The sequence below is a fragment of the Pseudomonas lactucae genome, from assembly GCF_016937615.1.
Lineage (GTDB): Bacteria > Pseudomonadota > Gammaproteobacteria > Pseudomonadales > Pseudomonadaceae > Aquipseudomonas > Aquipseudomonas lactucae.
Genome location: NZ_JAFHKI010000003.1, coordinates 1 through 18,858, shown reverse-complemented (window position 1 = coordinate 18,858; position 18,858 = coordinate 1). Strand labels below are relative to the sequence as shown.

The following is an 18,858-nucleotide window of genomic DNA, read 5'->3' as shown; positions in this document are numbered from 1 at the left end:
CCCTCTAAGGGTAATTTTACCAATCGAAAATACTGCTCCTTTGCCTGCCCAAAAACCCTAGCGCCTTGCTTTTGTAGGAGGCTCCGAATAGCCTGTAGGAAAATTCATCCTATGATTGGACGAAAGCGCGAAACCCATGACAGACATCGCCCCTTTGATCAAACGCTCGCTGGTCGATCAGGCCCTGGAGCAACTGCGCCTGCGCATCACCCGAGGCGCGTGGGCGGTTGGTGAGCGCTTGCCCACCGAGCCCGAGCTGTCCGCCGAGCTGGGCATCAGCCGCAATACCGTGCGCGAAGCCATGCGCGTATTGGCGTTTTCCGGGCTGATTGAAATCCGCCAGGGCGATGGCAGTTACCTGCGCTCGATGACCGACCCGTTGGGCGCGATGCGGGCGTTGTCCCATTGCTCCCTGGCGCAGGCGCAGGAAACGCGGCAGATCCTGGAAGTGGAGGCCATTGGCCTCGCGGCGTTGCGTCGCAGCGATGCGGACCTTGTCGCGTTGCGCCAGGCGCTCAAGGCCAGCGCCGTGCTGTATCACGGTGATCTGGAGGCGTATATCAGCGCCGACCTGGTGTTCCACCAACGCTTGGTGGACGCTGCGCACAACCCGGCGTTGAGCGAGCTGTATCACTATTTTTCCGCCGTTGTCGGTGCTCAGTTGCGCCAGACCCTGACGGTTTCGCCGCGTCGCCAGGCGGTGTTCGACCTGCATACCGAGTTGCTCGATGCGGTGGAACAACAAGACCCGGAACGCGCCAAATCCCTCTGCCGACAGTTGATCCATGAACCGTGAAACCAAACCTGCACAAGAACTCGATGAGCTGTTGATCGATGCCGAAGCCGACGACGAGGCGGTGCAACAGGCGCAACCCACGGTGCTTCGCCCGTGGCTGTTGCTGTTGGGCCTGGTGCTGGTGGCTTTGAACCTGCGCCCGGCCTTGTCGAGCCTGTCGCCATTGCTCGGCGAAGTGTCCGACAGCCTGGGCTTATCGGCCGCCCGTGCCGGTTTGCTGACCACCTTGCCGGTATTGTGCCTGGGGCTGTTTGCGCCCGCCGCACCGAGACTGGCGCGACGCTTTGGGGCTGAGCGCGTGGTGCTCGGCATCCTGCTCACGCTGGCGGCCGGCATCATTTTGCGCAGCGCGTTCGGCGAAGTAGGGCTGTTCGCCGGCAGCCTGATCGCCGGCGCGAGCATCGGCATCATTGGCGTGTTGCTGCCGGGCATCGTCAAACGCGATTTCGCCCGACAGGCCGGGGCCATGACCGGTGTCTACACCATGGCGCTGTGCCTGGGCGCGGCGCTGGCGGCAGGAGCCTCTGTGCCGCTCAGCCATTATTTCGCAGGCAGCTGGGCCCTGGCCCTGGGGTTCTGGACGGTGCCGGCATTGCTGGCCGCGCTGTGCTGGCTGCCGCAGGTGGGGCACAAGCACGGGGCGCACCGCGTCGCCTATCGTGTGAAGGGGTTATTGCGCGATCCGTTGGCGTGGCAGGTGACCGTGTACATGGGCCTGCAGTCATCACTGTCCTACATCGTGTTTGGATGGCTGCCGTCGATCCTGATCGGCCGCGGCCTGAGCGCTACCGAAGCGGGGTTGGCGCTGTCCGGCTCGATCATCATGCAGTTGTTCAGCTCCCTGTCTGCGCCCTGGTTGCCACGCGCGGTAAAGACCAGCGCCTGGCCATTGTGGTGGTGATGCTGCTGACGCTGGGCGGCCTGTTCGGTTGCCTGTATGCGCCGCTGGACGGGTTGTGGGGTTGGGCGATCCTGCTGGGGCTGGGCCAGGGGGGGACGTTCAGCCTGGCGCTGACCTTGATCGTGCTGCGCTCGCGCGACGCGCATGTCGCGGCCAACCTGTCGAGCATGGCCCAGGGCTTCGGTTACACCCTGGCCTCCATGGGGCCGCTGGCGGTCGGCGTGCTGCATGACTGGACCGGCGGCTGGGGCGCCACCGGCTGGGTCTTCGGCGTGATCGGACTGGGCGCGATTGTCGCCGGTTGCGGTGCCGGACGTGCGTTGTACGTGGGCGTGACCAGCGAGAAGGTCTAGCGCTACAAATACACCACTTCCAATGTGGCGGAGCCGTCCAGGGGCGTTTCCACGCTCAGGTCCAGGTTCTGCCGGGCATTGATCACGGCTTCCAGGATCAATGTGCTGGTCAGGTTCTGGATTGCCGACGGGCCGGCGTTGCTGCCGGCGATATCCGTGAAGCCCAGCAAACTGCGCGAGCCGATGTCGATCGGGTTGCTGTTGGACGTGCGCCAGGCCAGGCCGCCCGTAGTCGACTCGGTGCCGTAGGTCACCGGCAGGGCGTCGGCCACGGTTTGCCGAGGGTCGAATTTCACCGAGTACACGCCGAGCTTGTTGCCTGCACTGTCCAGGCCCAGCCCGTAGTAGATCTCGCTGTTGACGTGGGCGCTGCCGTCGCGGTTGTCGCGCATGCGCAGGGCATAGCGGCCTGGGGCGTTGCAACTGACGGTCAAGGTCAGCGACTTGAGTGGCAAGCGCGTGCCGGTCGCCTGGTTGAGGTCCTGCCGGGATATCTTGCCGAAATCGATCAGCCCACCGCCGGACAGCACCGGGGTGCAGGCCATGGGGGTGATCAGGCCGCCGACGGTCAGTTCGACAGTGGAGGCGGCGTTGGCTGCTGTGCTGACGACCAGCCATGTGCAGGTCGCCACGGGCAATAACAGTTTCATGGATCAACTCCTATAGATAATGCATGGACAGGGTCACGGAGCCGTCGATGGGCATTTCTTCGGCCAGAGGCAGAGTGTTGGCGGGGGCGATGATGGGGGAGATCAACAGGTCGGCGTTCAGGTAGCGTAAAGGTTCCGGACCCAGAAATAGGCGGTTGGTGAATGATGTTAATAAGTTGGGCGACAGGATACTGGTAGGGAACCAGTTTGCTCCGCCTGTGGAGATACCGTACATGCGGACCCCATCGCCCATGATCGACATCAGCCGAAGCTCCATGTAGCCAAGTGGTTGGGTTGCATTGACCAGGCCCAGGCCGAAAATATGCGGGTTGACTTGCGCAGAACTGGAGCCGAGGCGGTTGTCCTTCGGTTGTATAGCCAGCAACGTCGTCGCCTCGCAGGTGATCACCAGTTGCAGGCTGTGCTCGGTCAGTCGGGTCGGCCGGTCGACATTCAAGTCTCTGGCGGCAATCTTGCCCAGGTCATAGACCCCGCCATCGGACAGCGTGGGGTGGCAGGCACTCGGGGTAATCAGCCCGGTAACGCTCAGGTCGACGCTGGAGGCGGCCAGGGCCGGCAAGGTACTGGTCAGCCATGCGGCGGCCACCAAAGGTATAAGGAACGCATTCACGGTATGACTCCTATAAATAGTGAATTTCGAGGGTGCCCGAGCCGTCGAGCCGCACCTCGTTGCCCAGGTCCAGCGAATTCAGCGGTGCAATAACCGCTTCCAGACTCAGCGTGGCGTTGAGATTCTGGATGGCACTGGGGCCGCCGGTGCTGCCGGCGGTGGCGCTCAAACCCAGATAGCGATTGGCGCTCACTGCGCCGATGCGGGTGCCGGCGCTGCTCCAGGGCAGCCCGCCGGTGGCGGAGTCGGTGGTAAACATCTGGGCATAGCTGTCGGCGCTGATGCGTGCCGGATCGAACAGCAGCCGATAGCGGCCGATCTTTTGTTGGCGAGCGTTCAGGCCCAGCCCGTAAACGCTTGGATCGGCGATACCGGTGGCCGACCCTTCGCGGTTGTCTTGCATACGCAGGGCGAACGCGGTCGGTGCGTCGCAAGTCACGCCCAGCGATAACGTTCGCGGGGGCAGGGCGGTGTCCTTGTCGACGTTCAGGTCGCTGACCGACAGCTTGCCCAGCTCCACATGGCCACCGTTGGAGAGCGTGGGCGTGCAGGCCGCCGGGGCAAAGTGCGCCAGCAGGCGCAGTTCGCGCGAGCGGCCGGCGGCGGTGGCGTCGAACAGCCCGGTGGTGTCCCAGGTCACCGCATCACGTACCCGCGCGGCGTCTTCACTGGCCCAGGCGCTGATGTCGAGCTGCAGCGACAGGCTGCGACCGGCCACGGCCATTCCATTGCGCATGGGCACAATGCCGTGGTCCGGCTGCCAGGCCAACTGGGCGCTGGTGGCGGAGGGCGCTTGCCCTGCGCCGGCAATCAAGCCCAATTCGACCGTCTGGCCGTCCACTGTCGCTTCGCTCACTCGCAGGCCGTAACTGCCGCGTTCGGTAAAGCGAAAGCGCTCCGGCCACGCGCCTGGACCGCGGTAAAACAGGCTCAGGTCGGTGGATTGCGCGCAGTTCAGTGTCAGGCTCACGCGCCGCTCGCCGAGCAAACGCTCAGGGGCCGGCACCCACGCCACGGCGCGGTTCATCAGGCCGAAGTCCAGTTGTGCCTGGCTGAGGTTGAGCCGACAGTCTTCGGCGCTCCAGGCAGGAGTGCCCAGCAGTAAAAAAACCAGGGGATACAGCGCCTGTTTCAGGCTCATCGCACATGTCCTCATGGCTGCTCGCACCGGGCCGGTGCGGTTTCGAAATACACCTCGGGGTCGGGCTCTGGCGGCAACGCATAGCTCAGGCGGCAACGCGGCTGGCCCGCCGCTTTGATCCACAAGGGGCGCGGGTCGAGTACGTCGGGCAGAAACACTTGGCTGCCTTCCTGCACCAGGGTGACGAATTCGCCATCGGCGGTGCTGACGCTGGCGCCGCGTGGCAATGGCGCGCCGTTGGCATCGGCCACCTGCAACAGGGCGCGACGGGTGATGGCGACGCCAAACTGCAGCGTGTCCACTGCCCCCCGCCCGGCGGCAATGACGGCCAGGCCGTTGTGGATATCGGCATTGCGCGGCAATGAGCGGGTATGCACTTCCACCGGGCTGCGGCCATAGGCGTTGAGCTGCGACACCACGGCCTGGCCTTGCCAATCGGTCCATACCGGGCCACTCGGGGTGCTGACCTTGATCCCGGCCATGTCGCCCACCGACATCAGCGCAAAGGTGTCGCGCACCGGATACGGCGAGAGGGTCACGCCGTCCCCATGCAGCACGATGCCGCCACGGGCACCGCCCTGGTAACTGGCGCTTTGGTCATCGGCGCGGGTGTAGTTGAAATCCAACTGGCTGTACCACGGCAAGGCCGACACACCGAGCGAGGCCTCGACTTCGCGGTCCCGGCTGTCACGTTCCACACCGACGCGGTAGCTCAGTTGATCATTGAACTGCTCGCTCATCCCCACGCCCATGCGGTGTTCGCCGCCCGTGTTGCGCGCCCAGGCCCGGGCACGGCGGGTTTCCCCCAGCGGCAGGCTGAGGTTGAGGTAAAGGCTGTTGTCGTTTTGCTGGCGGCCGCCCACTTGCCACTCGGCGCTGGCCGACACCGATACCCGGCCAAACTGCGTGCCCCAGGAGGCCAGCGCGCGGCTGCTGCTCTCACCGTTGTACGACGCCGTGCGTGATACTCCGGCACTGAACGCGCCCAGCGCCGGGTGCGTCCAGGAGGCGGTCAGGCTTTGCTGATCGCGGTAGCGCGAGCGTTGTTGGTCGCGGTGGTTGCCGACATAAGTTGAGTCTTCCAGGTCGCGGTAACCCTGGGAGCGCCATGAAGCGGACGTGCTCATCGACCAGCTGTCACTCAAGCGCTGGGACCACGACACATCCGTTTGCACCCCTCGATCACGCCCTTCACGGCTGGCCTCGGCGCCTTGGGCGGTCAACTGCAACTGGCTGTCCTGCCATGGCAACCAGCCCAGGTTCAGTCCCGCCGCACGATAGGCATCCGCCACCAGCAGGCCGCCGCCCACACTGATTTGCGGGTGCACCGCGCCGCTCCAGCCGGCGCTGACCACCCAGGGCTCCTGGCCGTTGCTGTCGCCGATCTGGCGCACGCGCCCGGCCGCCACCGAATAACCCGGTGCCGGCAAACCCAGGCCAAGCATGCCGGCGGGCACGTTGAAGCGGCGTTCTTCGCCGGTGGTTTCCTTGACCGTGACTTCCACGTCGGAGCGGCCGTTGAGGCGGCGCACATCGGTCAATATGAAGGGGCCGGCCGGCACCACGGTGGAGTGGATCAACGCGCCGTTCTGGCGGACCTCGACCTGGGCCGGGCTGTTGGCGATACCGGTGATCGTCGCGCCCTGGTTCTGATCCTGCAGTGCGGTCTCGGTCAGCACTTGCGCGCCAGTGATCTGCGTCCCCGCCAGCACCGGGTTGTACAGGCTGATCTGCCCGGCCTGCAGCACCGCCTGGTGTTCGGCGAAGGTGCGTTGGGCGTAAGCGTCCAGGTGGGTGGTGCGCGAACGGCTGTCTTGCCAGGTCTTGACTTGACGACTGCGTACGATCCAGTCACCGGCATTGAAGCCCACCTCGGTATTGGCCGAGCCGAAGCGACTGCGGTTGTCGCCCACTTCGTTGTACAACCCGGTGAGGTCATAGTTGAGCAGGCCCGCAAAGCCGCCGGTCTGATAGCCCGAGATGTCCTGTTGCGCGGGGCGTAGGGCGTCGGTGGGTACGACAAGCGCCAGGCCCAGGCTCGCGGGGTCCTGCTCGATGACGGTTTGCGGGTAGCGCTCGGTAAAGGGATGGCAGAGCGGGTCGCCTTGGTTATCGGGCACCCTCAGGTTGCCGGCATCCAGCAGGGCACGGTCGAAACACAGCCCGCCCTGGCGATTGAACTCCACGTCCACGCGGCCACGACGCTGTCCGTTGACACTCAGGTTGACGGCATGCCGGCCGCCCCGAAACGCGGGGCTTGCAGCAGCAGGTTGGCCAGTTCCGGGTCGATGCCGCGCCGGGACAGGGTCTGCGGATCGAAGGACCCGACACTCGGGTTTTCATCGGCCAGCGGCGCACCGCCAGGCCACGCGCCGCCAACCGCCAGCGCCAGTCCAGCGAGTAGCCTGGCGGCGCGGCGCGGTGAAACGCCGGGCACGCTTCTGCCGTCGCGGTCAGTGATTGCTGTGCTCACAAGGTCGTACTCAACTGTCGGTGGCCTGGCCACTCTGCGGTGGCGTCAGGACGTTGGGTGGCATTGGCGGGCCACCTTATTTCTAGAGGGTGATCGGCGCTTCGTAGGGCGGCACGGCAAAGCCGTACACCGTGGCCGGTTGCAGTTGCACGCGGCTTGCCGCGGCGCCGCTGGTGGTGACCGTCAGGGTTTCCCCCGGCAGTACATAGGTGCGTGGCAGCAGCGCCGAACCTGCGCCGGGCAGCAGTCGCAGCTCCTGGGCCAAGCGCACCACGTAGGGGCTCGGGTTGTGTACGCTCAACTGGTCGTTGTTCAAACGCCACTGCAGTCCGGTCCAGGGTGTGCGGTTGGGTGCCAGGCCTTTGGGATGCACGATCACCGGCAGGTTCTGGCGCACCGTCACCCCGACTCGCGCATGCCCGGCCTCGGCCGCCATACGGCCCTGGGGCATGCCTTCGAAAATCACCCGTTTGAGGCGTTGAGTGGTCAAGGGCTCGGGCGCTTGCAGGATGAAGCGGATCAGTTGGCTCTTGGCCGGTTCGACCCTGGCCAGGGGCGGGGTAACGAACAGCAACGGCGCCGCGTCCTCGGGGATGTCTTCAAGGGTGACATGCAGCAGCGCGAGCTTGTCATCGGTGTTGGTCACCGTGACCGAAGCTTCGCCGTCGGCCTCGTTGACGATCACCACCGAGGTGTCCGGCACCATGCCGTCGGCCAGTACCCATGTGGGGCCGCCGCAGGCCAGGGCAAGCGCGACGACATACACACCGGCGTAGCGTACCCAGGTGAAGGAACGGCTGAAAAAGGGCAGGGGAGCCATGGCTACAGGTACCTCAGGTCAAGCAGGATGGAACCGTCCAGCGGCACTTCCTGATCGAGGGTCAGGAAAGCTGCCGCGTTGATAGAGGTACTGATCTGCAGCGTGGCGTCGACCCGCCGGTGCGGCTCCGGGATCAGCGTGCCTGGACGGGCAAAACCCATGTAGTTGTCCGGGTAGGCATTGGACTCCGGGAACCAGGTCAGGCCCTGGTTGCTGGACGCCAGAACCAGTACGCGCTGGCCGTCGCCTGTCGCCTCGCGAAACGCCAGCGAGACGGTGCCCAGCCGCTCCGTGGGGGCATGCACGTTGGTGCCCAGGCCGTAATAAAAGCCCGGCCCCAGGGAGGAATCGGCGCGATTGTCCACGCCGACCAGTACGAACAGCACCGGTTGATTGCAACTCACATTCAGATCCAGGGCTTGGGGCGGCAAGACGCTGAACTCATACTGGTTGAGACTGCGTGCCGGCACCCTGCCGTGGTCGACAATGCCGTTGGCCGACAACGTTGGGGTGCAGGCGCTGGGGGTGATCAGGCCAGTGACGTTCAGCTCGGCACTGGAGGCCGCCAACGCCAACGAGTGGGCGCCGAGCAGGTAAAACAGGGCAAGAAGGCGTGAAGAGTAATGCTTCATGGGGAAGGTTCACCGGTTGCCTGGTTCATCGTTTGCGTACAGGACGAGGGCAGGCGTGGATGCCTGCCGTTGTTTGGGTCAGGGTGTTACAGATAGTGCACGGTGAGGGTTGCCGAACGTCGATGGCGGCTTCGTTGGTGAGGGTCAGCCCGCTCGCCGGAGCGATTGCCGAGCTGACGACCAGGTCCGCGGTCCACACTTGCACGGGAATCGGCGCATCAACGCCCGTTGCGGCGGGCGCAAGGAGCTCGACCGGCGTGAGATCGCGACTGACCATCCAACTGGCGCCGCCATCATTGGAAGCGACGGTCTTGACCGGGACACCATCGGCGATTGGGTTTAACACTCGCAGCCCCATGGCACCGAGCTTTTCGGTACCGTTGATCAGGCCCAGTCCGAACTCGAACGTGTCGTCACCGTAGTTCGAGCCGGCGCGGTTGTCGTCGGCGTCCAGCGCCATCAACGTGGCTGCGTCACAGGTGACAGTGAGTTGCAGGGTTTGCGGGTCGAGCCAGGTCTTTTGATCGACGTTGAGGTCCTTGGCCGAAATCTTGCCGTAGTCCACCGAACCGCCGTTGGACAGGGTGGGCGTGCAGGCGCTTGGGGTGATCAGGCCTTTGACGGTCAGGTCGACACTGGACGCGGCAAAGGCGCTGCCGCTGCTGGCAAGCAGCAGGGCGGCGGTCAGGGTTTTGAAGACAATGTTCATCGTGGAGCTCCGGGAATAGCGATTAGGAGAAAGGGTTACCAGTACTTGAGTTGCAGCGTGGCCTGGCCGTCGATGGGCACTTCATCGAGCAGGGTCAGGTCCGTGGCGGGCACGATCATGGTGAATGCGCGCAGGCGGGCGTTCAGGGTTTGCATGGCCATCGGCGCGTAGGGGCCGCCGGGTGCGGAGAACGACGTCAAGGCGACGTGCCCGAGATACGCCGAAGGGCTCCAGTGGGCCCCGCCGTCGCGTGACAGGATGGTTTGCACCGGTACGCTGTCGGCCACAGGATCAAATAACCCAAAGGCCACGCTGCCGAGTTTCTGGTCATCGTTGATGATGCCCAGGCCGTGAAGCGCCGGGTTGATCGCCGAGCTGCCGGCGCGGTTGTCGATGGTGTTCAGGGTGAAAAACGTCGCGCCTTCACACACCACTTCCAGGCTCATTTCGCCGACTTGCAGGCTAGTGGGTTTGTCCGGGTGCAGGTCCTTGGCGGTCAGCTTGCCGTGGTCGACCACGCCGCCATCGGACAGGCTGGGCTTGCAGGAGGCTGGGGTAATGATGCCGGTGACGTTCAAGTCGGTGTCGCTGGCGGCTATGGCGCCGGATGCGCAGGCCGCCAACACAATGGCGAGGGCGGCTGGGGTGGTTCTGTCCATGGGCACAAGTCCTTGTGAGTAAGCGTTCTGGCCCTGCGCTGAGACAGGGAGTTTCAGCCCCGGCGCGCTGTCCTGAGGCTGAGCGACGGCGACTTTAGCGACGGCCCTGTCGTGTGTGAATGCAACTATTACGATAGTGAGTGGCGATGCCGCTGAGCGCCGGAAAAGACACCCTTGCGTGTAAGAGAAACGGTATTGTCGTAGTTGTTGTATCGCCCTGAATCATTCATTCGGATACTTTTCTTGGCTATTTAATAATCTCGATTCATTTAATTGGATGGAGGTGCAGGCCCTTGCGCGAAAAAATCGAGTGAGGTCGACCGTCCGGTCGGCAACCGTCGGCTCCCCGTGGACCGGCGCGCTGATCTTTTGCGCGAGGTAGCTATGCAGGACTCCACTGCTGGCTGTAGTCCACACATCAAATCGCCAATACCGCCGCATTGGCAGACCCTGCGGGTATTGGTGGCCGATGATCACCGCGCCTATCGGCTGCTGATCGGTTCATTTTTGTGTTCGCTGGGGTTGGCCCATGAAGCCGTTGGAGATGGCCAGGCGGCGCTGGAGGCCTTGGCGGCGCGTCCGTTCGATCTGCTGATCAGTGATTGCCGCATGCCGGTGATGGACGGTTATGCCCTGACCCTTGAACTGCGTCGCCGTGAACGTCTGGCCGGCACCGCGCGGCTGCCGGTGATTGCCTTGACCGGATGCCTGGGCGCGGAGCAGATCCAGCGCTGCGTGGCGTGCGGCATGGACGACTGGATGCTCAAGCCCATCACCCTTGAGCGACTGCGCGAGGTGCTGCTGTATTGGCTGCCCAGCTCCGACACACGGCTGCATCGCCCAGGGCGCCCGGTGGATTTGGTACGTTTGCATGGCAAGCTTGCAACCCGTGCCAGCCTGATCGCAACGTTCGGCTTCTGGGAGGTGGTGGAACCCCTGTTGTTTTGTTTGATCCAGGAGGCTCACGAAGACCTGGCAGTGCTGAAACAAGCGCTCAACGATCAAGATAGCGTCACCACCACCCAGCGCTTGCATCGGCTGGTGGGGGGGATGGCATTTCTTGGCGACACGGGCCTGGAACAGCGCGCCATGCACCTGATCGAGCGTGTACAGCGCACCGGCGTGGCCGCTAACGCAGCGCTGCTGACGCGTTTTGAAAGGGACATCGAACATTATTTATCGTACTTGGCAAGCCTCTAGTGTCCTACGAGGAAATGCAGGAATTTTTCCATCTGATAAGTAGGATGTTTCTGTACGACTGTTCCTTTTCTCTTGTGGGTATAAGTTAAGCGCACGTAAATACGGGGTGTGGTGAAAACCTGTGCAATATCACCGGTTGTTGTCCAAGGTTTGCCGGGGTATTTTCAGTTGTTCAAATTGCCATCATGGAAAATACGATGCTTCGGATAATTATTGCCGACGATCACCCCATTGTTCGTGTTGGGCAGAAAGTGGTAATCGAGGCCGGTGGTGTATACAAAGTCGTGGGTGAGGCCAATGGCCCTGATCAGTTGCTGGCGCTGGTGGCGAGTACGCCTTGCGATGTGATTGTCACTGATTTCGCCATGCCCGGCGACCAGCAGGCGGATGGGTATGGTTTGTTGGGCTTGTTGCAGCGCCAATATCCGACATTGCCGGTGATTCTGGTGACCATGTTCGCCAATGTCGCCACCCTGCGTTCGGCGTTCGCCCATGGCGCGAGGGCGATCGTCGCCAAAAGCGCCTCGGCGCGGGAGTTGCCCCTGGCCTTGAGGGCCGTGGTCAGCGGACGCACCTTTGTCAGTGAGTCCTTGCGTGTACAGATGGAACTGGCCGGCACTTCAAAGAGTGACGCATCGCCGCAACTGTCGGGCAAGGAGCGCGAAGTGGTGCGCATGTTGGCCAGTGGCATGACCGTCAGCCAGATCGCCGCCCAGGTCAATCGCAGTATTTCCACTATCAGCAAACAGAAAAGTACTGCCATGCATCGCTTGTGTATATCCACGGATGTGGATTTGTTTGCCTATGCGCGCGAGGCCGGAATGGTGCCTTAGCAAGTTGTCGTTTAATGCCGATAACTTACTGTTCGGATTCGTATTAGTTGTATTGGGTGTGCGCTGTTAATCCTTTAGTTTAATGTCGTCCTCCTGCCGCAAGTGGGTGGGAGCCTGACATGCCTAGTCTATTGGATGAGTCGACTTGACAAGTTGCCGACACATGTCTGTCGAGGCTGTTAATTAATCGACCGCAAGCGAGCATTCCCATGCAACAGTTTCATGTACTTACGGCCGCGGCTTTATTGCTGGCGGGTGTCTCCACTGTATTTGCCGCGTCCAGTGTGGACTTGAGTGTCGTCGGCATGATCACACCGTCTGCCTGTACGCCGCAGCTGTCCAACGGCGGCGTGGTGGACCACGGCAAAATATCTTTCCAGGACCTCGACCCCCGCAGGCATACGCAGTTGCCGGACGCCACGTTGACGTTAACGGTCAACTGCGAAGCGACGGCGCTGATTGCCGTCAAGGCGACGGATAACCGCTACGGAACCGCCATGCCTGAATGGCAGGGCGGGCCGCCGGTCAGTTCATTTTTCGGGCTGGGAGTAGCGTCTGGCGGTGAGAAAATCGGTCGGTACATGCTTCGCACAAGCAACACGACAGCCGACGGTGTTGCGCGTGCCATAGTCGAGTCCGTCGATGGCCAGACCTGGTTTGAAACCTGGGACGCACTCTGGCAACCGAACTGGCTGCGCGCGGCGAACGGGGGAAGTACCCAGCAGCCCGTGCCACTGGCGGTGCAGATCTTGCGGGCCGATCTGCTGATTTCTACATTTATCACTCAGAAAGACAATTTGCCGGGCACCGAAGACATCCCCATCGACGGCAGCGCCACCCTGGACATCGTCTACCTGTAACGCGCAACGCCGGCACTATTTTTGTCATGAATGCCCATGGTTTTCATGGCCTGCACGGACTATCGTGCAGGCCTGACAAAAATGTTTACGGAACCCGCCCATGAGTGATGCCCACAGCGCCCTGATCACCCGCTTCTACGAGGCGTTCCAACGCCTGGATGCCGAGGCCATGGCGGCCTGCTACACCGACGATGTGCTGTTCAGCGACCCGGCCTTCGGTGAACTGCGTGGCCGGGATGCCGGCGATATGTGGCGCATGCTCACCACCCGCGCCAAGGACTTCTCCCTGACGTTCGACAATGTGCGCAGCGATGATCGCAGCGGCGGTGCGCATTGGGTCGCCACCTACCTGTTCAGCGCCACCGGCAACACAGTGGTCAACGATATCCAGGCACGCTTTGTATTGCGCGACGGCAAGATCTGCGAACACCACGACAGCTTCGACCTGTGGCGCTGGTCGCGCCAGGCATTGGGCACCAAAGGCCTGCTGCTGGGCTGGACGCCGCTGGTGAAAAACGCTGTGCGTGCCCAGGCGCGCAAAGGTCTGAAGGCATTCCAGGCCAGTCGTTGATAAGCTTGGTGTTCCTCTGGTCCGTTGAATCCGCCTGTGACTGATCCCGCCGAACCCAAACCCTGGTTTGTATACCTGGTGCGTGCCGCCAATGGCGCGCTGTATTGCGGCATCAGCAACGACCCGGTGCGCCGTTTTGCCTCGCACCAGAGCGGCAAGGGCGCACGGTTTTTTTTGTCCAGCCCGGCGGTCGCGCTGGTGTATACCGAGCGGTGCGCGAGCAAGGGCGAGGCGCTGCGCCAGGAACGGCTGATCAAGAAATTGAAGAAGAGCGCCAAGGAATGCCTGGCGGCGAGCGGGTCATTGATCTGACTGATGGGCGCCCATCACGCCACCGCAACCCATTGCGCGCTAAGCTGCGGGTTCATCATTCGAGTGGACCCCGGCATGTCTGAGCTAATCCTGCACCACTACCCCACCTCTCCCTTCGCGGAAAAAGCTCGGCTGCTGCTGGGCTTCAAAGGCTTGTCCTGGCACTCGGTGCATATCTCACCGGTGATGCCCAAGCCGGACCTGACCGCCCTCACCGGTGGCTACCGTAAAACCCCGGTGCTGCAGATCGGCGCCGATATCTATTGCGACACCGCGCTGATCGCACGCCGCCTTGAACAGGAAAAAGTCGCGCCGGCGCTGTTTCCGCTGGGCCAGGAAATGATCACGCAAACCTTCGCCACCTGGGCCGACAGCGTGGTGTTTGCGCATGCCGTGAGTCTGGTATTCCAGCCGGAATCGGTGGCGGTGCGTTTCGGCAAGTTGCCGCCGGAAGCGATCAAGGCCTTTCTCGCCGACCGCGCCGCGCTGTTCAGCGGCGGTACGGCGAGCAAACTCCCGAGTGAATTGGCCAAACATCAATGGCCGTCGATCATGGCGCGGCTGGAGCAGCAACTGCAGCGTGAACCGGGTGACTTCCTGTTCGGCGAGCCGTGCATAGCCGACTTCGCCCTGGCCCACTCGTTGTGGTTCCTCAAGGCCACTCCCGTGACCGCGCCGTTAGTGGATGCGTATCCGGCCGTGTCGGCGTGGTTGGGACGTGTGCTCGGTTTCGGCCACGGCACGTCCAGCCAGATGAGCGCCGAGCAGGCCCTGCAAATCGCCCGCGAGGCAACCCCCGCCGAGTTGCCCGAGGAGGTATTCGAGGACTTGAATGGTTTTAAGGCCGGCCAGCAGGTGAGCATCAGCGCGATCGATTACGGGGTCGATCCGGTCGCCGGCGAGTTGCTCTTTGCCGGTCGCGAAACGCTGATCCTGCGCCGCACCGACCCACGCGCAGGCACTGTGCATGTGCACTTCCCACGCTTCGGTTTTCGCCTCCAGGCGCAATAAACCAAAAATATTTGCAGATAAAGGTGAGGTAAACCTGTGGCCCACCCGTGTAGTGCTTGAAACTGCGATCTATTCGCATTAACGGCGTTTTCTACACGGGTTCCTACAGCATGAAGTCGATGGCGGGCGGTTTGGTTAAACAGTGGTTGGGCGCGTCGGTACTGGCCGTATCGGGGCTGGCGTTGCTGCCGCTGTGCGTGGCGCAGGCGCAAGAGCAGCAAAGTGCCCAATTCACCTTTGCCCTGGCTGCCAAGCCGTTGCCCCAGGCTCTGAGCGATTTCAGTCGGGTCACCGGCATCAGCGTGATCTATACCGATGAAGCGCCTTACGGTCTGAGCGCTCCGGCGGTCAGCGGGCAGATGAGCGCGGCCCAGGCCCTGCAACGCCTGCTGGGTAACTCCGGCTTTACCTTCCGCCAGATCGACGCCCGCACCCTGGCGCTGGAGCCCGTGCCCACCGACGGTACGCTCAACCTGGGCGCCACCACCATCAGCGGTGTCGGCCAAACCCAGGACAGCACCAGCTACCAGCCGCCGCCCACCAGTTCGGTGATGCGCTCCCATGCGCTGCTGCTGGAAACCCCGCAAACCGTCAATGTGGTCCCGGCCCAGGTATTGCGCGACCAGACCCCGCGCAACCTGGATGACGCCCTGGGCAATGTCAGCGGTATCACCCAGGCCAACACCCTCGCCAGTACCCAGGACGCCGTGATGCTGCGCGGCTTTGGCGACAACCGTAACGGCTCGATCATGCGCGACGGCATGCCGGTGGTGCAGGGCCGTGCCTTGAACGCCACGGCCGAGCGCGTCGAAGTGCTCAAGGGGCCGTCGTCGCTGCTGTATGGCATCCAGGACCCGGGCGGCGTGGTGAATATCGTCAGCAAAAAGCCCGAGTTGACTCAAACCACGTCCCTGACCGTGCGCGGCTCCACCTTCGGCAACGGCAAGAACGGCAGCGGCGGCGGCCTCGACACCACTGGCCCGCTGGGTGATTCGGGCCTGGCCTATCGCCTGATCGTCGACCATGAAGATGAAGACTACTGGCGCAACTTCGGCACCCATCGCGAGACGTTGTTGGCACCGTCCCTGGCCTGGTACGGAGACAGCACCCAATTGCTGTTCGCCTACGAACACCGTGAATTTCTCTCGCCATTCGACCGTGGTACCGCCATCGACCCCAAGACCAACCATCCGCTGGACATCCCCGCCACACGGCGCCTGGATGAGCCGTTCAACAATATGGAAGGGCGCTCGGACCTGTACCGCTTCGAAGCCGACCACGACTTGAACGACGCGTGGAAAGCTCACTTTGGCTACAGCTGGAACCGCGAAACCTACGATGCCAGCCAGGTGCGCATCAGTGCGGTGAACAGCAACGGCACATTGGCCCGCAGGATGGACGGCACCCAGGGCGCGATCAGCACCGACCGTTTCGCCACCGCCAGCCTGGAAGGCAAGGTCAATGTGCTGGGCATGCAGCATGACCTGGTGTTCGGACTGGACGACGAGTACCGCAAGATCTATCGCGCCGACCTGATTCGCCAGGGCTCGCGCGCCAACTTCAACTACAACGACCCGGTGTACGGCAACGAAGTGGCGGGCACCACGGTCAGCGCCGCCGACAGCGCCCAGACCGACCTGTTGCGCAGCGACTCGCTGTTTTTCCAGGACGCGATTCACCTCACCGACCAGTGGATCTTTGTGGCTGGCGCGCGCTACCAGATGTACGACCAATACGCCGGCAAAGGCGTACCGTTCAAGGCCAATACCGACGGCAAGGGCCAGGCCTGGGTGCCGCGCGCAGGCCTGGTGTATCGCTACACCAATGAACTGTCGTTCTACGGCAGCTACACCGAGTCGTTCAAACCCAACTCCACCATCGCCGCCCTGGCCGATGGCAGCACCTTGACCGGCGATCTGACGCCTGAGCAATCCAAGTCCTGGGAGCTGGGCGCCAAGCTCGACGTGCCGGGGCGCATCACCGCCAGCGTGGCGTTGTTCGACATTAACAAGCGCAACGTGCTGGTATCGGTCGGCTCCGGCGCGAACACGATCTACAGCGTTGCCGGCGAAGTGCGCTCGCGTGGCCTGGAGCTGGACGCCAGCGGCCAGCTCACCGACAACTGGAGCCTGATCGGCAGCTATGCCTACACCGATGCCGACGTCACCAAAGACCCGACCCTGCAAGGCAACCGCCTGCAAAACGTCGCCAAACACACCGGCTCGCTGTCGGCGGTGTACGACTTCGGCAACGTGTTCGGCGGCGACCAATTGCGCGTGGGCGCGGGGGCGCGTTATGTGGGCGAGCGCGCCGGCGATGCGGCCAACGATTTCGACCTGCCGGGCTACACCGTGGCGGATGCGTTCGCGACCTACGACACCAGAATCGAGGGGCAGAAGGTCAAGTTCCAGCTCAACGTGAAGAACCTGTTTGACCGCACCTACTACACCTCGGCGGCCAGCCGGTTTTTCGTGTCGATGGGCGATGCGCGGCAGGTGTCGGTGTCGAGTACGTTGCAGTTCTAAGGGGAATTGCGAGAGCGGTGAGGACCCAATGTTGGAGCAAGCCCGCTCGCCACAACAGGACGGAGCTGTTAGCGTTGCCCGCACTAATGATTTGCCGGAAAACAATACCGATGCACTCTGGACGATGGCTACACCTGCTGTGCATGAGCTTTTTACTCGCGGGTTGCGCCAGCATTTCGCCAAGCTCCACCGCCACTCTTGATCAACTGCTGGCCGACCCGGCCCTCAACGGCGCCACCGTCTCCCTGATGGTGCGCGACGCCCGCAGCGGCGACACCCTTTATCAACACAATCCGCGCACGCGGCTGGTGCCGGCCTCCAACCTCAAATTGCTGACCACCGCCGCCGCGATGGAGGTGCTGGGGCCGCAGTATCGGTTTTCCACGCAACTGTTGAGCAACGGCACGCGGCAGGGCGAGCGCCTGACTGGCAACCTGTACCTGCGCGGCCTGGGCGACCCGACCACGCAATTCGCTGATTACCAGGCGCTGGCCGCGCAACTGGCGAGCCAGGGCGTGCGGCAGGTGCAGGGGGACCTGGTGTTCGATGACACTTGGTTCGACGCCGAACGCCTCGGTGTGGACTGGGCCCAGGACGATGAAAGTACCTACTATGGCGCGCAGATTTCGGCACTGACGGTGTCGCCCGATACGGATTTTGATGCGGGCACATTAATCGTCACGGCCAAGGCCCCGGTGATAGCCGGCCAGCCAGTTAACGTGGGGGTGAGCCCGGCAACCGATTACGTGCAACTGAGCAATCGCGCGGTCAGCGGCCCTGGCAACACCTATGGCATTACCCGCCAGCACGGCACCAATCTGCTGCAACTCAGCGGCACGTTGGCGTCGGGTACGCAAAGCCGACAGTGGGTGAGCGTATGGGAGCCGACGCAACTGGTCGCCAACCTGTTCGAACAGGCGCTGACGCAGCAGGGCATCAAGGTCTTGGGACGACGGGTGATCGGTGGTGCAACCCCGGTCACCGCCACGACTCTGGCCGAGCACCAGTCGGCGCCGTTGCAGGCACTGATCACGCCGCTGCTTAAACTGTCGAATAACAATATGTCCGAAGTCTTGCTCAAGGCCATGGGGCGCAAGACGGCGAATGCGGGCACCGCGCAGGCGGGTGTGGCGGCGGTGGCGGCGTTCATGAAACGCCACGGCATGGACCCGGCGACGCTGAGCCAGGTGGACGGTTCGGGCTTGTCGCGGCGCAATCTGGTGTCGTCGCAGACCCTGACCGACCTGTTGCTGGCCGCGTCCAGACAGCCCTGGTTCGACGCCTGGTACAACGCCTTGCCGATTGCCGGCAACGCCGACCGCATGAGCGGCGGCGGCCTGCGTTATCGCCTGCGTGGCACGGCCGCCGAAAACAACCTGCACGCCAAGACCGGCTCCATGGCCGGCGTCTCGTCGTTAAGTGGCTACATCACCGATGCCGGTGGGCGACGCCTGGTGTTCTCGATGGTGAGCAACAATTACCTGAGCGATGCCGCGCCAATCCACGCCCTGGAAAACCGTCTGGCCGTCGCCCTGACGCAGTGGCACGACTGATTCAGGGCTGATAGCCCATGCGCCAACTCACGCCCGGGTCGCCGTCAGCAAGCGCTGCGCCGCCGGGCCATCTTCGTCGCGTGGAACAGCGAGGTGGGGCCGACCACGGTCATCACCGCCGCAACGTGCCCGACGGCGTTGAACACCGGCGCCGACAACGCATCCACGCCCGGCATCAGTAACCCATGCACAAAGTGCAGGCCACGGCTGCGGATCTGTGCACAGGTG

Annotated in this window: 15 protein-coding genes and 4 pseudogenes; 10 read left to right on the top strand and 9 right to left on the bottom strand. The window is 63.1% G+C overall.

All coding sequences use genetic code 11. The features are described from left to right. Positions 1–136 precede the first annotated feature (136 nt). Entirely contained in the window at positions 137–796 is a 660-nt protein-coding gene (locus JWR98_RS00625) for a FadR/GntR family transcriptional regulator (RefSeq protein WP_205489116.1), read from the top strand. Then, positions 786–2,050, top strand: a pseudogene (locus JWR98_RS00620) (CynX/NimT family MFS transporter). Before JWR98_RS00625 ends, JWR98_RS00620 begins: the two are co-directional and overlap by 11 nt. A 2-nt stretch (positions 2,051–2,052) precedes the next feature. Here the strand turns inward: JWR98_RS00620 and JWR98_RS00615 are convergent. From JWR98_RS00615 to JWR98_RS00580, 8 genes and pseudogenes are all read right to left on the bottom strand, one after another. Next, positions 2,053–2,700, bottom strand: a complete 648-nt coding sequence (locus JWR98_RS00615; RefSeq protein WP_205489115.1) for a DUF1120 domain-containing protein — start codon at positions 2,698–2,700, stop codon at positions 2,053–2,055. A gap of 10 nt (positions 2,701–2,710) precedes the next feature. After that, a complete protein-coding gene (locus tag JWR98_RS00610; RefSeq protein ID WP_256858151.1) occupies positions 2,711–3,331 on the bottom strand; it encodes a DUF1120 domain-containing protein in 621 nt (206 codons plus the stop codon). Between the two features lie 10 nt (positions 3,332–3,341). Further along, complete coding sequence (locus JWR98_RS00605) at positions 3,342–4,472, bottom strand: DUF1120 domain-containing protein (RefSeq protein ID WP_205489114.1); 1,131 nt, start codon at positions 4,470–4,472, stop codon at positions 3,342–3,344. 11 nt (positions 4,473–4,483) lie between these two features. Continuing rightward, positions 4,484–6,945, bottom strand: a pseudogene (locus JWR98_RS00600) (fimbria/pilus outer membrane usher protein). 82 nt (positions 6,946–7,027) lie between these two features. Next, positions 7,028–7,765, bottom strand: a complete 738-nt coding sequence (locus JWR98_RS00595; RefSeq protein ID WP_078731671.1) for a fimbria/pilus chaperone family protein — start codon at positions 7,763–7,765, stop codon at positions 7,028–7,030. Between the two features lie 2 nt (positions 7,766–7,767). Further along, positions 7,768–8,397: a DUF1120 domain-containing protein gene (locus JWR98_RS00590; protein ID WP_078731672.1), complete on the bottom strand. Its 630-nt coding sequence runs from the start codon at positions 8,395–8,397 to the stop codon at positions 7,768–7,770. A gap of 86 nt (positions 8,398–8,483) precedes the next feature. After that, positions 8,484–9,106 (bottom strand): annotated as a pseudogene (locus tag JWR98_RS00585) (DUF1120 domain-containing protein). 35 nt (positions 9,107–9,141) lie between these two features. Next, on the bottom strand, positions 9,142–9,765 hold the full coding sequence (locus JWR98_RS00580; RefSeq protein WP_205489113.1) for a DUF1120 domain-containing protein: 624 nt from the start codon (positions 9,763–9,765) through the stop codon (positions 9,142–9,144). A 384-nt stretch (positions 9,766–10,149) separates the two neighbouring features. Between JWR98_RS00580 and JWR98_RS00575 the strand changes: the two genes are divergently transcribed. The 8 genes from JWR98_RS00575 to dacB all read left to right on the top strand — a co-directional run bounded on the left by JWR98_RS00575 (position 10,150) and on the right by dacB (position 18,630). Then, positions 10,150–10,965, top strand: a complete 816-nt coding sequence (locus JWR98_RS00575; protein ID WP_225908488.1) for an Hpt domain-containing response regulator — start codon at positions 10,150–10,152, stop codon at positions 10,963–10,965. A 197-nt stretch (positions 10,966–11,162) separates the two neighbouring features. Next, on the top strand, positions 11,163–11,798 hold the full coding sequence (locus JWR98_RS00570) for a response regulator (protein WP_078731675.1): 636 nt from the start codon (positions 11,163–11,165) through the stop codon (positions 11,796–11,798). A 209-nt stretch (positions 11,799–12,007) separates the two neighbouring features. Continuing rightward, positions 12,008–12,658 (top strand): DUF1120 domain-containing protein, encoded by a 651-nt coding sequence (locus JWR98_RS00565; RefSeq protein ID WP_205489111.1) that lies wholly within the window; start codon positions 12,008–12,010, stop codon positions 12,656–12,658. Between the two features lie 100 nt (positions 12,659–12,758). Next, complete coding sequence (locus JWR98_RS00560) at positions 12,759–13,229, top strand: nuclear transport factor 2 family protein (RefSeq protein WP_078731677.1); 471 nt, start codon at positions 12,759–12,761, stop codon at positions 13,227–13,229. 36 nt (positions 13,230–13,265) lie between these two features. Next, positions 13,266–13,541 carry a GIY-YIG nuclease family protein gene (locus JWR98_RS00555; RefSeq protein ID WP_078731678.1) on the top strand — a complete coding sequence of 92 codons (276 nt, stop codon included), beginning with the start codon at positions 13,266–13,268 and terminating at the stop codon, positions 13,539–13,541. A 75-nt stretch (positions 13,542–13,616) separates the two neighbouring features. After that, positions 13,617–14,552 carry a glutathione S-transferase family protein gene (locus JWR98_RS00550; RefSeq protein ID WP_205489110.1) on the top strand — a complete coding sequence of 312 codons (936 nt, stop codon included), beginning with the start codon at positions 13,617–13,619 and terminating at the stop codon, positions 14,550–14,552. Between the two features lie 110 nt (positions 14,553–14,662). Further along, positions 14,663–17,077 carry a TonB-dependent siderophore receptor gene (locus JWR98_RS00545; RefSeq protein WP_205489109.1) on the top strand — a complete coding sequence of 805 codons (2,415 nt, stop codon included), beginning with the start codon at positions 14,663–14,665 and terminating at the stop codon, positions 17,075–17,077. A 110-nt stretch (positions 17,078–17,187) separates the two neighbouring features. Beyond that, positions 17,188–18,630 (top strand): D-alanyl-D-alanine carboxypeptidase/D-alanyl-D-alanine endopeptidase, encoded by a 1,443-nt coding sequence (gene dacB, locus JWR98_RS00540; protein WP_205489108.1) that lies wholly within the window; start codon positions 17,188–17,190, stop codon positions 18,628–18,630. 1 nt (position 18,631) lies between these two features. On the opposite strand, the pseudogene JWR98_RS00535 reads toward dacB, so the two are convergent. Beyond that, positions 18,632–18,858: pseudogene (locus tag JWR98_RS00535) on the bottom strand (IclR family transcriptional regulator domain-containing protein); the annotation flags it as partial.

Excerpts from the sequence above, each read along its gene's own strand:
- JWR98_RS00625 (WP_205489116.1), top strand. The coding sequence starts at position 137 with ATGACAGACATCGCCCCTTTGATCAAACGCTCGCTGGTCGATCAGGCC.
- JWR98_RS00615 (WP_205489115.1), bottom strand. The coding sequence starts at position 2,700 with ATGAAACTGTTATTGCCCGTGGCGACCTGCACATGGCTGGTCGTCAGC.
- JWR98_RS00605 (WP_205489114.1), bottom strand. The coding sequence starts at position 4,472 with ATGAGCCTGAAACAGGCGCTGTATCCCCTGGTTTTTTTACTGCTGGGC.
- JWR98_RS00595 (WP_078731671.1), bottom strand. The coding sequence starts at position 7,765 with ATGGCTCCCCTGCCCTTTTTCAGCCGTTCCTTCACCTGGGTACGCTAC.
- JWR98_RS00590 (WP_078731672.1), bottom strand. The coding sequence starts at position 8,397 with ATGAAGCATTACTCTTCACGCCTTCTTGCCCTGTTTTACCTGCTCGGC.
- JWR98_RS00580 (WP_205489113.1), bottom strand. The coding sequence starts at position 9,765 with ATGGACAGAACCACCCCAGCCGCCCTCGCCATTGTGTTGGCGGCCTGC.
- JWR98_RS00575 (WP_225908488.1), top strand. The coding sequence starts at position 10,150 with ATGCAGGACTCCACTGCTGGCTGTAGTCCACACATCAAATCGCCAATA.
- JWR98_RS00570 (WP_078731675.1), top strand. The coding sequence starts at position 11,163 with ATGCTTCGGATAATTATTGCCGACGATCACCCCATTGTTCGTGTTGGG.
- JWR98_RS00565 (WP_205489111.1), top strand. The coding sequence starts at position 12,008 with ATGCAACAGTTTCATGTACTTACGGCCGCGGCTTTATTGCTGGCGGGT.
- JWR98_RS00560 (WP_078731677.1), top strand. The coding sequence starts at position 12,759 with ATGAGTGATGCCCACAGCGCCCTGATCACCCGCTTCTACGAGGCGTTC.
- JWR98_RS00550 (WP_205489110.1), top strand. The coding sequence starts at position 13,617 with ATGTCTGAGCTAATCCTGCACCACTACCCCACCTCTCCCTTCGCGGAA.
- JWR98_RS00545 (WP_205489109.1), top strand. The coding sequence starts at position 14,663 with ATGAAGTCGATGGCGGGCGGTTTGGTTAAACAGTGGTTGGGCGCGTCG.
- dacB (WP_205489108.1), top strand. The coding sequence starts at position 17,188 with ATGCACTCTGGACGATGGCTACACCTGCTGTGCATGAGCTTTTTACTC.